Genomic DNA, 14,591 nt, shown 5'->3' with positions numbered 1-14,591 from the left:
ACACACCGCTTTCGCGAGCAAGCCCGCTCCCACATTGGCCCTGCGGCGCAGCTAATGGACAGTTACACTACCGCTCCCCAAAGGAGCCCGCATGACTTCCCTGCTAACCGACTGGCGCGACCGCCCCACCCACCGCCGCGTGTGGGCCCTCGCCGCGCCGATGATTTTGTCGAACATCTCCGTACCACTGGTGGCGCTGGTGGACAGCATGGTCATCGGCCACCTGCCCCACGCCCACCAACTCGGCGCCGTGGCCGTTGGCGCCAGCCTGTACACCTTCCTCGCCTGGGCCATGGGTTTCCTGCGCATGGGCTCCACCGGCTTTGCCGCCCAGGCCGCTGGGCGTGGTGATGGCGCGGCGCTGCGGCAGATTCTGTTGCAAGGACTGCTGCTGGCGCTGGGCCTGGCGATGTTGCTGGGCAGCATCGGCATTCCGTTAAGCGGCCTGGTGCTGGACTGGATGCAGCCCTCGCCCGAACTTAACCAACTGACCCGCGAATTCTTCCACACCCGCCTCTTCGGCCTGCCCGCAGCGCTGGCCAGCTACGCGCTGGTGGGCTGGTTCCTCGGCACCCAGAACGCCCGCGCGCCGCTGGCGATTCTGCTGACCACCAACCTCGTCAACATCGCGCTCAACCTGTGGTTCGTGCTGGGTCTGGATTGGGGTGTGGTCGGCTCGGCCCGCGCCTCGGTGATCGCCGAATGGACCGGCGCCCTGCTCGGCCTGGCCCTCACCCAAAAAGCCCTGCGCGCCTACCCCGGCCATATCGCCTGGGCGGCACTCAAGCTGTGGCAAAGCTGGCGCCCGCTGCTGGCGGTGAACCGCGATATCTTCATCCGCAGCCTGGCCCTGCAATCAGTGTTTTTCATGATCACCGTGCAAGGCGCTCGCTTGGGGGATGCCACGGTGGCGGCGAATGCGCTGCTGCTCAATGGTCTGTTGCTGACGGCCCACGCCCTGGACGGACTGGCCCACGCCGTGGAAGCCCTGTGCGGCCACGCCATCGGCGCCCACGACCGCCAGGCCTTACGCCGCTCGCTGGTGGTGGCCTGTGGTTGGTCGTTGCTGGCGAGTATCGGCTTCGCGATCCTGTTCGCCGTGTTCGGCCACCTGTTTATCGCCATGCAAACCGATATTCCGAGCGTGCGCGAAACCGCCGACATCTACCTGCCCTACCTCGCCGTACTGCCGTTGATCGCCGTGTGGAGCTACCTGCTGGACGGCCTGTTCATCGGCGCCACCCGCGCCCGGGAAATGCGCAACGGCATGCTGCTGACGGTGGTGATTGTGCTGCCCTTCGCCTGGGCCTTGCAGGGCCTTGGCAACCACGGATTGTGGATAACCTTCCTGTTGTTCATGGCCCTGCGCAGCCTGACGCTGTGGGCAATTGCCTGGCGCCTGAACAAGCAGGACCGCTGGCTTACTGGCCCGGCGTGAACGTGATAAACGCCGTGACCCGGTCCAGCACGGGCGCCAGCCAGCGCAGCGGCCGGGACATCGACGCCACCAATGTGGCGTGGCTGGTCTTGGTGAAGTAGAACTCCTCCACCGGCACACCCGCCGCTCGCAGCTTTTTCGCCAACCCGCCGGTGTTGCGCTTGGGGTTGACCAGGTTGTCGTCCACCGAAGCAATCAACAGGCTGGGGGGCGCGCTTTGGCTCACGTGGTTGATGGGTTGGGAATCGGGCGGCGAGTCCGGGTAGAAGAACACCGGCCGCACATCGCGGTTTTCAATCGGCAGGAAATCATACGGCCCGGCGAGGCCGATCCATCCCTTGAAGACTGACGGCGACAGGCCAACCCCGGCCAGCCACTGCGGGTCCAGCGCCAGCATTGCGGCGTTGTAGGCACCGGAACTGTGGCCCATCACATACAGCTTGCGGGGATCGCCGCCGTATTCGGCACTGTGCTGATACGCCCACGCGACTGCTTGGGCGCCGTCCTGCAAAAACAGTGGGTAGCGCACTTGCGGGTAAAGCCGGTAGTCGGCGATCACCACCACGATGCCGCGCGAAGCCAGGGCTTCGCCGACGAAACCGTAGTCATCCCTTGAGCCGCTGTTCCAGCTGCCGCCATAGAAAAACACCACGACGGGCGCGTCGGGCAAGGCGGTGACGGGGCGGTAGATATCGAGTTTCTGGCGGGGGTCATCGCCGTAGGCGAGGGAGGAGGTTTTGGTGAAGGTGCTGGTGGGGGTGAGTGCGTTGAGCACTTTGATCGGGGAGCAGGCTGCGAGCAGCGTCGCGATGGCCAGGGTGAACACTTGCAGGAGCTTTTTCGACATTATTCAGGCCCTATAAAAACTGCAGGACTTGCGGCGATCCAAATGTGGGAGCGGGCTTGCTCGCGAAGGCGGTGTATCAGTCTGCACATGTATTGACTGACACACCGCCTTCGCGAGCAAGCCCGCTCCCACACTGGATCTCTGTCACATTGAGATCTTTGTCAGCCTGGGAGCGGTGTCCTTACGAGGACAGGTACGACGAACGCGTCAAACCAAGACGCAACGCATCCAGGAACTGAGTCCGCTCCGCCGCCGTGATCTTCGCGCTGGCGCACTTGTCACGGTAGTGAGTCATCAACTCCTCCGGCGACAAGTGCACGTAGCGCAGCATGTCTTCGATGGTGTCGTGGGTCTCGATCCCGGCGCTGTACACCGAACCGTCGTCACGCTGGTAGATGTTCACCGAGTCGGTGTCACCGAACAGGTTGTGCATGTCGCCGAGAATTTCCTGGTAGGCACCCACCAGGAAGATCCCCAGCAGGTAGTCCTCGCCTTCTTTCACAGCGTGCACCGGCAAGCTGGTCTCGATGCTTTGCTCATCCACGTACTGCTTGATCTTGCCGTCGGAGTCGCAGGTCAAATCCTGCAGCACCGCACGGCGCAACGGCTCTTCGTCGAGGCGATGCAGCGGCAATATCGGCAGCACCTGGCCGATGGCCCAGGTGTCCGGCAGGCTCTGGAATACCGAGAAGTTGCAGATGTACTTGTCGGCCAGCTTGTCGTTGAGTTCGTCCAGCACCTGGCGGTGGGAACGCTGGCGGGCTTTCAGCGAGTCGTGCAGGCGGCGGCAGACGGCGAAGTAGCATTGTTCAGCCAAGGCTTTCTCGGCCAGGGTGATCTTGCCGTCGGCGTACTGGGTCGCCACGTCGCTCATGTAGTGAGTGGCGCGCCAGTAGGTTTCGGTGACCATTTCAATGTCGGTCGGGCCCAGCAGGTCCACCAGCCATTGCACGGTTTCCGGCAGGCTTTCCTTGTTCTCGATCAGCGGCACGTCGTCGTTGTGCTTCTCGACGTCGGTAACTTGCACCACCAGCATGGCGTGGTGGGCGGTCAGGGAACGGCCGCTCTCGGAGAAGATGTTCGGGTGCGGCAGGCTCTGCGCGTCGCAGAATTCCTTGAGCATGCCCACGACCACGCCGGCGTAGTCGTCCATGTCGTAGTTGATCGAGCTGGCGTTACGCGAGTGGGTACCGTCGTAGTCCACGCCCAGGCCGCCGCCCACGTCGATGTGGTCTACCGGCAGGCCGAGGTTGCGCAGTTCGCCGTAGTAACGAATGGCTTCCTTGAACCCGTGCTGGTAGTCGGCCAGGTTGGCGATCTGCGAACCCATGTGGAAGTGCAGCAGGCGGATGCCCTGGTCCAGGCCCGCCGCGCGGAAGCGCTCGACCACCGACAACAATTGCGCCGCCGACAGACCGAATTTGGATTTCTCGCCACCGGTGTCTGCCCACTTGCTCGACGCCAGGGACGACAGGCGCACCCGCAGGCCCACCTGTGGCTTGACCTTGAGGTTGGCGGCTTCTTCGATCACCAGGCCGACTTCGGATTCTTTCTCGATCACGATGAACACGTTGTGGCCCAGCTTCTGGCCCATCAGCGCGAGGCGGATGAACTCACGGTCCTTGTAACCGTTGCAGACGATGGTGCCGCCTTTCGGCGCCAGGGCCAGCACGGCCAGCAGCTCGGGCTTGGAGCCGGCTTCCAGGCCAATGGACACGTCCTGGGTGGCGATGATGTTCTCGATCACCGCTTCCTGCTGGTTCACCTTGATCGGGTACAGCGCGGTGTATTTGCTCTGGTATTCCAGGCGCTCGATATTGGAGTCGAACGCGCCGGTCAGCTGGCGCACGCGGTCTTGCAGGATGTCGGGGAAGCGCACCAGCAACGGCAGGGACAGGCCGCTTTTGCGCAGCTCGTCGACTTGCTCGTACAGGTCCACAGGCGTGCTGTTCGGGCCGTTCGGACGGACTTCAACGCGACCGGCATCATTGATCGCGAAATACCCGGCCCCCCAATGGCGAATCCCGTAAACACTGCGGCTGTCCGCAACTGTCCATTGGCTGCCATCGTCTTTGCGTGTGCGTCGTACGGACATCGAAGTCCCCTATAAATGAAGTCGAAGTGCACCGGCCTGATCAGAGGCTGGCGCAGTCTAAAGAATGAAAATGACGATTTGCCTGTGAGAGGGGTAGACCCCACTTGCAGGACAGAGTTTAGACACCGGTCAGGAACAGGCTCTGTGAAAACCATGGAGACGACAGTTCGCGTTCAGCCAGCGGGCTATCGGGGTGGTTTTCACAGAGGCTGCTAGCCGCCGGATTTCTTCGCCTTGTAACCCAGCTTGATCAGCTCGGCCAACAGCAACTCGACGTGGTCGCCCTGGATCTCGATCACGCCGTCTTTCAGGGCGCCACCGGTGCCACAGCGCTTTTTCAGCGTGGTGGCCAGTTCCTTCAAGGCTTCTTCGGCCAGGGGCACGCCAGTGATGGTGGTCACTGTCTTGCCGCCACGGCCCTTGCTCTCGCGACGAACGCGGGCAATACCATCGCCTTCGGGAATCAGGGTTGTTTTGCAGGTACAAGCGTCCACGGGCTGGCGACAGTCCGGGCAGTGTCGACCTGCGTCGGTGGAAAATACCAGGCCACCAAGGGCGGCGAAGGATGCGGCTTTTTTGGCCACCGGCAATCCTCTTGGGAGGACAAAGACTGATCGATGGGATCATCGACCGCGAAGCCCCACTCAGGCAGGGGCAGCGCTACTGAGCCGCCGATGTTCAAACCACTGTAGGAGCGAGCTTGCTCGCGAAGGTCGTCAACGATAACGCGGGCCTTCAGACAGCACGCGTCGTGCTTACGTTTTTCGCGAGCAAGCTCGCTCCTACAGGGTGGAACAACAGCGGTTCAGCCTGAAAAGTCGCGCAGTGTAACGGCAAAAACGCCCCTTGCTAAGAGCCAAATGGCGCCAATTTATGCAACTTTAGCGACGCAGGGCCAAATAACGACGCAACCCTTCCTGGGCATCCGGGCAATAGGGCTTTTGCTCGGCCTCCTGAAGCACCGTCGCCAGGGGCAGAAAGCGCGCTTCCATGACTTCTTCCGGCTGGATTCGCAGCGGCCCGTCCCACACGGCCGAGAACGAGGTGCACCAGAGCCGGCTGTCACCGTCTTCGAAGTAGAAGTGATCGTGGGCGGTCAGTTCGACGCCGCTGACGCCCAACTCTTCTTCCAGCTCACGGGCCGCCGATTCGGCATAGGACTCGTGGGCCGCCACCATTCCGCCCGCCGCCGTGTCCCAGAAACCCGGGTACATGGCTTTGCTCAGGGTGCGCCGGTGCACACACAGCTCACCGGCCGAGTTGAACAGGAAAATAAAGGTGCAGCGCCCGATCAGCCCGCGCCGGCGCAGATCGGAACGTACGAGGCTGCCGAGCAGGTTGTCCTGCTCGTCGACCCAGGCAATCAGTTCGGCGTCGGAGGCGGCGCGGTGCGCTGCCTCCCTGGTGGAAGCGTCCATCATCAACCCTGGTTCAGGAGCTGACGCAGGTCGATCACTGCAGCGTTGGCCCGGGAAATATAGTTGGCCATGACCAGCGAATGGTTGGCCAGGATGCCAAAGCCACTGCCGTTGAGAATCATCGGGCTCCATACCGGCTCTTGCGAAGCTTCCAGCTCACGAATGATCTGGCGCACGCTGACGGTGGCGTTCTTCTTGGCCAGCACATCGGCAAAGTCGACTTCGATAGCGCGCAGCAGGTGGGACAGGGCCCAGGCCTGGCCGCGGGCTTCGTAGAACACGTTGTCGATCTGCATCCATGGGGTTTCCACCACTTCTTCGTCGACCTGCGGCACTTCACCCGGCGCCAGCGCTTCGGTTTTCAGCGCGGTGTTGAGCTTGACCCGACCCACACTGGCCGACAGCCGTTGCGACAGCGAACCCAGGCGGGTCGCCACATCACCCAGCCAGTTGTTCAGGTTGTCGGCACGTGCATAGAACAGCGCGCCTTTTTGATTCGGGTCGGACAAGCGCGCTTCGTAGCGGCTCAGGGAATTGATGCCTTCCTGGTATTCCGACTCGCTGGACGGCAGCACCCAGCTCTTGTTGTCGAAGTTGAAGCGCGGTTCGGCCTTGGCCAGGTCTGCGTCTTCCGCCGACTGCGACTGGGAGCGGGCGAAGTCCTTGCGCAGGGCACGGGTCAGGTCACGCACCTGCACCAGTACGCCGTACTCCCAGCTCGGCATGTTGTCCATCCACAGGCCCGGCGGGAAACGGTCGTTGGAAATGTAGCCACCCGGCTTGTTCAGCAGGGTGCCCACCACCGTTTTGAGGGTTTCGACGGTGGTAAAGCCCACCACCATCTGCTTGCCATCCTTCTCGGCGGCAATTTGCGCATTCTGCTGGACCGGGAACAACGCAGGCTCTTCGCTCCAGTACCAACCCAGGGCACCGGTGACCAACAGGTACAACGCAACCAGCGAGAGCAACGCGCGGCTCATCAGCAGGTTACGGAAATAGCTGCGGGGGGCCGACTTGGTTTCAGGGGCCGGGCCCTTTGCACTGCCTGCGCGGTTTTTCCAGTCCAGCATGGCGATATCCTTTCAATCACTTGAGTTCAATAGCTACGACCACAACCCTGCCCCATCGTGCCGAGCAGTGCGGCGCTTTTAGCCAGGGTGGCGCGAGTACGCGGTTCGACTATAAAGGATGCACGCTGTTTACGCCCGCGCGACTGCATGGTCGATAAATGAATCTCTGCGACCTTGCAGTTAATTGACGTATGACACTCGTGCAACGGAAAAGAGGTGCTAGCATAGAGCCATCAGTTCGACCTCAGCATGCAGCCTAACTAGTAGTCAGGATATGACCGAGCCAGAAGACCCCAGCCGTGAGCGTCTCAAGCACCATTTTGCCCAGCGGGTAATTCATCAGGCACGTCAAATTCTTGAGATCTGGCAGCGCCTGCAACGCAGCGAATGGTCGACCACTGACCTGTCAGAGCTCAGTGAGGCCAACCTGCGCCTGCTGCGTTTTGCCGAGCGCTTCGAGCAGCCGGAACACGGCCAGTTGGCGCACCAGATCGGCGCATCACTCAAGGCGGTGGATGACAACCGCGGCCGCCTGAGCAGCCACCTGATCACCGAACTCAACCGTTTGATGCAGCGCCTGTCGCGCACCGGGCTGCGCCAGGGCGACCAGCTGGAACAAACCCTGCTGCCGCCGATGCGCAAGCCGATCTACGTGATGTTGGCCGATCACGACCGCGCCGACCGCCTGGCCAAGCAGCTGGAATTTTTCGGCTTGAGCGCCCAGTCCCTCGACAGCGTGGCGGCGTTTCGCTCATCCATGGCCGAGCGCTTGCCGGCGGCCATTGTGATGGATGTGGATTTTTGCGGCGCCGGCCTCGGCCTGAAGCTCGCCGCCGAAGCCCAGGAAGGCCTGGAGCAAAAGCTGCCACTGCTGTTTTTCAGCCTGCACGAAACCGACACCCCAACCCGCCTGGCCGCCGTGCGCGCCGGCGGCCAGGAGTTCCTCACCGGCACCCTGGAGGCGTCGAGCCTGCTGGAAAAAATCGAAGTGCTGACCTGCGTCGCCCAGTACGAACCTTATAAAGTGCTGATCATCGACGACTCGCGGGCCCAGGCGATGCACACCGAGCGCCTGCTCAACAGCGCCGGCATCGTCACCCGCACACTGATCGAACCGATCCAGGCCATGGCCGAGCTGGCGGACTTCCAGCCCGACCTGATCATCCTCGACATGTATATGCCGGCCTGCACCGGTACCGAGCTGGCCAAGGTGATCCGTCACAATGACCGCTACGTCAGCGTGCCGATCATCTACCTCTCGGCCGAAGACGACCTGGACAAGCAACTGGACGCCATGAGCGAAGGCGGCGACGACTTCCTCACCAAACCGATCAAGCCCCGGCACCTGATCACCACCGTACGCAACCGCGCCGCGCGGGCACGCAACCTCAAGGCGCGGATGGTGCGCGACAGCCTCACCGGGCTGTACAACCACACCCACATCCTGCAACTGCTCGAAGACTGCAGCTTCCGCGCGCGCCGCGAGAGCAAGCCACTGAGTTTTGCGATGCTCGACATCGACCACTTCAAGCGGGTCAACGACAGCCACGGCCACCCCATGGGCGACCGGGTGATCAAGAGCCTCGCGCTGTTTCTCAAGCAGCGCCTGCGCAAGACCGACTATATAGGCCGTTACGGCGGCGAAGAGTTTGCCATCGTGATGCCCGACACCGACCTCGACAGGGCTTGCCAAGTACTTGACGAGATTCGCGGGCGCTTCGCCGAGATTCACTATCCCGCCCAGCCCCAGGATTTGTGGTGCACGTTCAGTGCCGGCGTGGTGGAGCTGTGTGATGGCTCCGACAGCCTGATGATGGCGGCCCAGGCCGACGAGGCGCTGTACCGCGCCAAGGATGCCGGGCGTAACCGGGTGATGTCGGCGCGTGCATCAAAGCAAAGTGCCACCTTTTCACCGGAATCCACCGAATCCGTCATAACTCTGTAATGGAAACGCAATAACTTCAGGCACTTACTTCTGCTGTCGGTTGAAACCACGCATGCGCCTGAAGCTGCTGACGAATCTGAACACCCTCCTTCTGGTCGCCGTTTGCCTGGCCCTGGGCGCTACGCTCTGGTGGTCGCAACGTGCCCTGGAACGGCCTTACCTGCTGATGGAGCGCTACCTTGGCCTGTCGCAGACGTTCCAGAACCAGGCCGCGCGCAATATCGACGATTACCTCGCCAGCGGCGACGCCCTGCGCCTGAGCGGCGCCAGCCAGAGCCTGGAAAACCTGTTGCAGCAGCTGGATGAGTTACCCGCAGAGCTGGCGCAAAACCTGCGTCCCAGCCTTGCCGACCTGGACACCTTCGGCAAGACCGACCTGCTGGCCGCCGGTAAGCTGGCCGGCGACCCGCAAGCCCTGTTGCTGCAAGCCGAACGCGAACTCGGTGCCAACCTGGAGCAACTGAACCAGTACGCCAGCGGCGTCAGTACGCCCGAGGCGGCGCGCTATCTGCCGCCGTTGCTCGCTGCGTCCCAGCACCTGGCGAAACTCTCCCTGGCCCGGGACAAGCTGGTGAGCAGCGGGCGCAGCGAACTGGCTGACGATGTGGAGCGCGAAGTCAGTAATATCCGCAGCCAGGCTGACGTGCTGGGGCAGCTGCCATTACTGGGGGTGACCGCCAGCAGCGAGTCCAGTACCGACGATTTCTCGGCCATGATGGGCCTGGAAAACACTGAAAAAACCGTGGCCCAGGACACCGGCGTCGACCTCAAGCGCGAACTCAACAGCCTGCTGACCCGCTACCCCGCCGAGCTGAAACGCACCCGCGAGCAAATCCAGCAACGCACCGAACTGGCCACCGCCACCCACCTGAAAATCAACGCCGTGCAGCAAGCCATCGCCGGGCTGGAGCCTGTGGTGCGCGCCCAGCACGCGCAGATCCAGGGCGAAGTGCGGCTGATGCAAGGCGTGATGATCGGCCTGATTTTGTTGATCGCGCTGTTGATCGACACCTTGCAACGGCGCCTGGCGCGGGTGCTGACCAACCTGGCGCCCGCCTTGTCCACCTGGGCCGAAGGCGACTTCAGCCAGCACATTGCCTTGGGCAAGACCAACCGCGAACTGCACGATATCGAGGAGTCCCTGAATCGCCTGCGTGCTTATCTGGTGGACCTGGTGGGCACCATCCGCGGCAACGCCGAGCAAGTGGCCGGCAGCAGCAGCGCCCTGGCGGAATTGAGCAGCGGCATGCACGACGGTGCCGAGCGCCAGGCCGGTGACACCGCGCAGATTCGCGATTCCCTGGGCGAACTGGAAGCCACGATCCAGCAGGTTGCCGGCGACGCCAGCCAGGCCGCCCAGGCCAGCCGCAGTGCAGGCCAAGCCGTGGAACAGGGCCAACGGGTGATCGGCCTGAGCCTGACCGGATTGCACGCCTTGGTCGGCGAAGTGCAGATCAATGCGCAGATGATCGAGAAACTCGCCGAGGAATCCGCAACCATCGGCGGCGTACTCACGGTGATTCGCTCGATTGCCGACCAGACCAACCTGCTGGCGCTGAACGCCGCCATCGAAGCCGCCCGGGCCGGTGAAGCCGGGCGCGGGTTCGCCGTGGTGGCCGATGAGGTGCGCACCCTGGCCCAGCGCACCGCTGGCGCCACCGCCGAAATCCAGCACCTGATCCTCGGCCTGCAAACCGCCGCCCGGCAATCGGTGGAAGGCATGCGTGCCCAGGTCGAACACGCCGAGGCCACTGCCGAACAAGCCCAGGCGGCTGACGGCGCTCTGGATGAAATCGTCGGGGCGATCCAGACCATTTCCGACACCGCCGTGCGGATCGCCGATGTGACGGCCCAGCAAAGTGGCGCCGTGAGTGAAATCCGCGATAACAGCGAGCGGATTCACCAGCTGGGCGAGGACAACTTGCTGCGAATTGGCCAGGGACGCCGCCAGGGCGAGCACTTATTGGTACTAGGCGGGCAACTCAACACCGCCGTGCAGGCATTCCGCGTCTGACCGGCTCTCCCGTCTTATGAAGATCAAAATGTGGGAGCGGGCTTGCTCGCGAAGGCGGCGCACCCGTCAACGCATGTGGCGGCTGAACCACCGCCATCGCAGGCAAGCCAGCTCCCACACTGACCGGATTCAGCCTTGCGGTCACATATTTTGCGCAATCCTCGCTAATCGTGCTGCCTACTGCATAGAACTGGACAGTCACAAAGCCTTTGCGGCATAGTCGCCGGGTTCTACCGTGCCCACATCAATAACAAGGAACAGCCGATGGCGACCTTACTGGTTCTTCACGGACCCAACCTGAACCTGCTCGGCACCCGCGAACCGGGCGTCTACGGGGCAGTGACCCTCGAACAGATCAACCTCGATCTGGAACGACGGGCACGTGATGCCGGCCACCATTTGCTCTACCTGCAAAGCAATGCCGAGTACGAACTGATTGATCGCATCCATGCCGCGCGCAGCGAAGGCGTGGACTTTATCCTGATCAATCCCGCCGCTTTTACGCACACAAGCGTTGCATTACGTGACGCGCTGCTGGCGGTGAGCATCCCATTCATCGAAGTGCATTTATCGAACGTGCACAAACGCGAACCTTTCCGCCATCACTCTTACTTCTCCGACGTTGCGGTAGGAGTGATCTGCGGCCTTGGCGCCAGCGGTTACCGACTGGCCCTGGAGGCCGCCCTGGAACAGCTTGAAGACACGGCCAAGCGCCCCTGACCGACCCTTTGGGAGTTGATGATTCATGGATATCCGTAAAGTTAAGAAACTGATCGAACTGCTGGAAGAATCCGGTATCGACGAGCTGGAGATCAAGGAAGGCGAGGAATCCGTACGGATCAGCCGTCACAGCAAGACCCCGGCCCAACAGTTCTACGCACCACAGATGCAAGCGCCGGCTCCGGCCGCTGCACCCGTGGCGGCTGCTCCGGTCGCGGCTGCTGCCGAAGCCCCTGCGGCTCCAAAACTGAACGGTTTCGTGGTCAAGTCGCCAATGGTCGGTACCTTCTACCGCACCCCGGCACCGACCTCGCCAGCCTTCGTTGAAGTCGGCGCAACCGTGAAAGTGGGCGACACCATCTGTATCGTTGAAGCGATGAAGATGATGAACCACATCACGGCGGAAAAAGCCGGCGTCATCGAATCCATCCTGGTAGAAAACGGTCAGCCGGTTGAGTACGACCAGCCGCTGTTCACCATCGTTTGAACCGCGGAGCGCCTTCGATGTTGAAACCTGCGAAGAAACTGCAAAAAGTCCTGATCGCCAACCGCGGCGAGATCGCGCTGCGTATCCTGCGCGCCTGTAAGGAAGAGGGCATCAAGACCGTCGCTGTTTACTCGACGGCCGATACCGAATTGATGCACGTGAAACTGGCGGACGAAAGCATCTGCATCGGCCCGCCACTGGCCACGAACTCGTACCTGAAAGTCTCGAACATCATCGCCGCCGCTGAAGTGACCGGCGCTGATGGCATCCACCCCGGCTACGGCTTCCTCGCGGAAAACGCCGATTTCGCCGAACAGGTGGAGAAATCCGGGTTTGCCTTCATCGGCCCGAAAGCCGAAACCATTCGCCTGATGGGCGACAAGGTGTCGGCCAAGGACGCCATGATCGCGGCCGGCGTACCTACCGTTCCAGGTTCCGACGGCCCGCTGCCTGAAGACGAGGCAACCGCCCTGCGCATTGGTCGCGAAGTCGGTTACCCGGTGATCATCAAGGCCGCCGGTGGCGGTGGTGGTCGCGGCATGCGCGTGGTGCACAAGGAAGAAGAACTGATCGAAGCCGCCAAGCAGACTCGCTCGGAAGCTGCCGCCTGGTTCGGCAACCCGATGGTCTACCTGGAAAAGTACCTGACCAACCCACGTCACGTGGAAGTGCAGGTACTGTCCGACGGCCAGGGCCACGCCATCCATCTGGGCGACCGCGATTGCTCGCTGCAACGCCGTCACCAGAAGGTACTGGAAGAAGCGCCGGCACCGGGCCTGGACGAAACTGCTCGCCAGGAAGTACTGGCTCGCTGCGTCAAGGCGTGCATCGACATCAACTACCGTGGCGCGGGCACTTTCGAGTTCCTGTACGAGAACGGCCGTTTCTACTTCATCGAGATGAACACTCGTGTGCAGGTAGAGCATCCGGTTTCGGAGATGGTCACCGGTATCGACATCGTCAAGGAGATGCTGAGCATCGCCGCTGGCAACAAGCTGTCGTTTACCCAGGATGATGTGAAGATCCACGGCCACTCCCTGGAGTGCCGGATCAACGCCGAAGACCCGAAAACCTTTATCCCAAGCCCTGGCCTGGTCAAGCATTTCCACGCGCCCGGCGGCAACGGCGTACGTGTGGATTCGCACCTGTACAGCGGCTACAAGGTTCCGTCCAACTACGACTCGCTGATCGGCAAGCTGATCACCTGGGGCGCCACCCGCGACGAGGCCATGGCCCGTATGCGTAATGCCCTGGACGAAATCGTGGTAGACGGCATCAAGACCAACATCCCGCTGCATCGGGACCTGGTTCGCGATGAAGGCTTCTGCGAAGGTGGTGTGAACATTCACTACCTGGAACACAAGCTGGCTAATCAGTAAGCGAAGTGCTCCACCCAACAAAGCCGCCTTCGGGCGGTTTTGTTGTTTCTGCCCACCCGATTTTTCTGGATGGATACATTCCCCTTGTGGGAGCGGGCTTGCTCGCGAATGCGGTGTGCCAGTCAACACATCCATTACTGACACACCGCATTCGCGAGCAAGCCCGCTCCCACATTTTGTTCTGTGTACACCAGCAGTACAGTCGTCTTCTGCTGTTCGCTCGCGTAAACTTGCGCGTCTTTCGCAGCCCTACCCCGCTGCACACTCATTTTTTCAAAGGTGCCCGCCATGCCTTGGCTGCAAGTCCGTCTCGCCATCAGCCCAGAACAAGCCGAAACCTACGAAGACGCGTTCCTCGAAGTGGGCGCCGTGTCGGTGACCTTCATGGACGCCGAAGACCAGCCGATCTTCGAACCCGAGCTCAACACCACTCCGCTGTGGTCCCACACCCATCTGCTGGCCCTGTTCGAAGACGGCACCGATGCCGCCAGCGTCCTGGCCCACATGGAACTGCTCACCGGCGGCCCGCTGCCGGAACACCACAGCGAAATCATCGAAGACCAGGACTGGGAACGCAGCTGGATGGACAACTTCCAGCCAATGCGTTTTGGCCAGCGCCTGTGGATCGTGCCGAGCTGGCACGCCGCCCCCGAGCCTGACGCCGTGAACCTGCTGCTGGACCCGGGCCTGGCGTTCGGCACCGGCACCCACCCCACCACCGCGCTGTGCCTGGAATGGCTCGATGGCCAGGACCTGAAAGACTGCAACGTGCTGGACTTCGGCTGTGGCTCGGGGATCCTGGCGATCGCTGCCCTGCTGCTGGGCGCCAAGGAAGCGGTCGGTACCGATATCGACGTGCAAGCCCTGGAAGCCTCCCGCGATAACGCCGGGCGCAATAACATCGCCGAAGAGAAATTCCCGCTGTACCTGCCGGAGCAATTGCCCCAGGTGCAAGCCGACGTGCTGGTGGCCAATATCCTTGCCGGGCCGCTGGTTTCCCTGGCGCCGCAGCTGTCGAGCCTGGTCAAGCCGGGCGGCCGCCTGGCGCTGTCGGGCATCCTCGCCGAACAGGGCGAAGATGTTGCCGCCGCCTACGCCCAGGATTTTGAGCTGGATCCGATCGCCAACCGCGATGGCTGGGTACGCATCAGTGGTCGTCGGCGCTAGAATGAGCGCCT

Annotated in this window: 11 protein-coding genes and 1 pseudogene; 7 read left to right on the top strand and 5 right to left on the bottom strand. The window is 62.2% G+C overall.

What is annotated here, in order from left to right; translation table 11 throughout:
* Window positions 1-91: 91 nt before the first annotated feature.
* Complete coding sequence (locus tag HX817_RS02570) at window positions 92-1,438, top strand: MATE family efflux transporter (RefSeq protein WP_177039731.1); 1,347 nt, start codon at window positions 92-94, stop codon at window positions 1,436-1,438.
* Here HX817_RS02570 and HX817_RS02565 read toward each other — a convergent pair.
* The 5 genes from HX817_RS02565 to HX817_RS02545 all read right to left on the bottom strand — a co-directional run bounded on the left by HX817_RS02565 (window position 1,422) and on the right by HX817_RS02545 (window position 6,868).
* Window positions 1,422-2,285: an alpha/beta hydrolase gene (locus tag HX817_RS02565; protein ID WP_177039730.1), complete on the bottom strand. Its 864-nt coding sequence runs from the start codon at window positions 2,283-2,285 to the stop codon at window positions 1,422-1,424. The genes HX817_RS02570 and HX817_RS02565 overlap by 17 nt on opposite strands.
* Before the next feature lie 181 nt (window positions 2,286-2,466).
* A complete protein-coding gene (gene speA, locus HX817_RS02560) occupies window positions 2,467-4,380 on the bottom strand; it encodes an arginine decarboxylase (RefSeq protein WP_003217295.1) in 1,914 nt (637 codons plus the stop codon).
* Window positions 4,381-4,592: 212 nt separating this feature from the next.
* Entirely contained in the window at window positions 4,593-4,964 is a 372-nt protein-coding gene (locus HX817_RS02555) for a translation initiation factor Sui1 (RefSeq protein WP_003217297.1), read from the bottom strand.
* Between the two features lie 297 nt (window positions 4,965-5,261).
* A complete protein-coding gene (locus HX817_RS02550) occupies window positions 5,262-5,798 on the bottom strand; it encodes an NUDIX hydrolase (RefSeq protein WP_008439015.1) in 537 nt (178 codons plus the stop codon).
* Window positions 5,799-5,800: 2 nt separating this feature from the next.
* Window positions 5,801-6,868 (bottom strand): DUF2333 family protein, encoded by a 1,068-nt coding sequence (locus tag HX817_RS02545; RefSeq protein ID WP_003217301.1) that lies wholly within the window; start codon window positions 6,866-6,868, stop codon window positions 5,801-5,803.
* 274 nt (window positions 6,869-7,142) lie between these two features.
* Between HX817_RS02545 and HX817_RS02540 the strand changes: the two genes are divergently transcribed.
* The 6 genes and pseudogenes from HX817_RS02540 to prmA all read left to right on the top strand — a co-directional run bounded on the left by HX817_RS02540 (window position 7,143) and on the right by prmA (window position 14,580).
* The gene (locus HX817_RS02540; protein WP_008439016.1) at window positions 7,143-8,813 is read left to right on the top strand and encodes a PleD family two-component system response regulator; all 1,671 of its coding nucleotides are present in this window, start codon (window positions 7,143-7,145) and stop codon (window positions 8,811-8,813) included.
* A gap of 1,519 nt (window positions 8,814-10,332) precedes the next feature.
* Window positions 10,333-10,827, top strand: a pseudogene (locus HX817_RS31545) (methyl-accepting chemotaxis protein); the annotation flags it as partial.
* A 264-nt stretch (window positions 10,828-11,091) separates the two neighbouring features.
* The gene (gene aroQ, locus HX817_RS02530) at window positions 11,092-11,547 is read left to right on the top strand and encodes a type II 3-dehydroquinate dehydratase (protein WP_003217307.1); all 456 of its coding nucleotides are present in this window, start codon (window positions 11,092-11,094) and stop codon (window positions 11,545-11,547) included.
* A gap of 25 nt (window positions 11,548-11,572) precedes the next feature.
* The gene (gene accB, locus HX817_RS02525; protein ID WP_003217309.1) at window positions 11,573-12,034 is read left to right on the top strand and encodes an acetyl-CoA carboxylase biotin carboxyl carrier protein; all 462 of its coding nucleotides are present in this window, start codon (window positions 11,573-11,575) and stop codon (window positions 12,032-12,034) included.
* Window positions 12,035-12,051: 17 nt separating this feature from the next.
* The gene (gene accC / locus HX817_RS02520) at window positions 12,052-13,413 is read left to right on the top strand and encodes an acetyl-CoA carboxylase biotin carboxylase subunit (RefSeq protein ID WP_003217312.1); all 1,362 of its coding nucleotides are present in this window, start codon (window positions 12,052-12,054) and stop codon (window positions 13,411-13,413) included.
* A gap of 288 nt (window positions 13,414-13,701) precedes the next feature.
* Window positions 13,702-14,580, top strand: coding sequence for a 50S ribosomal protein L11 methyltransferase (gene prmA / locus HX817_RS02515; protein WP_003217316.1), 879 nt, complete (start codon window positions 13,702-13,704; stop codon window positions 14,578-14,580).
* The last annotated feature ends 11 nt before the right edge of the window (window positions 14,581-14,591 follow it).

Origin of the sequence: Pseudomonas sp. C6002 (assembly GCF_013385805.1) — a bacterium.
In the GTDB taxonomy this organism is placed as follows: Bacteria; Pseudomonadota; Gammaproteobacteria; order Pseudomonadales; family Pseudomonadaceae; genus Aquipseudomonas.
This window is presented reverse-complemented; position numbering and strand designations above follow the sequence as displayed.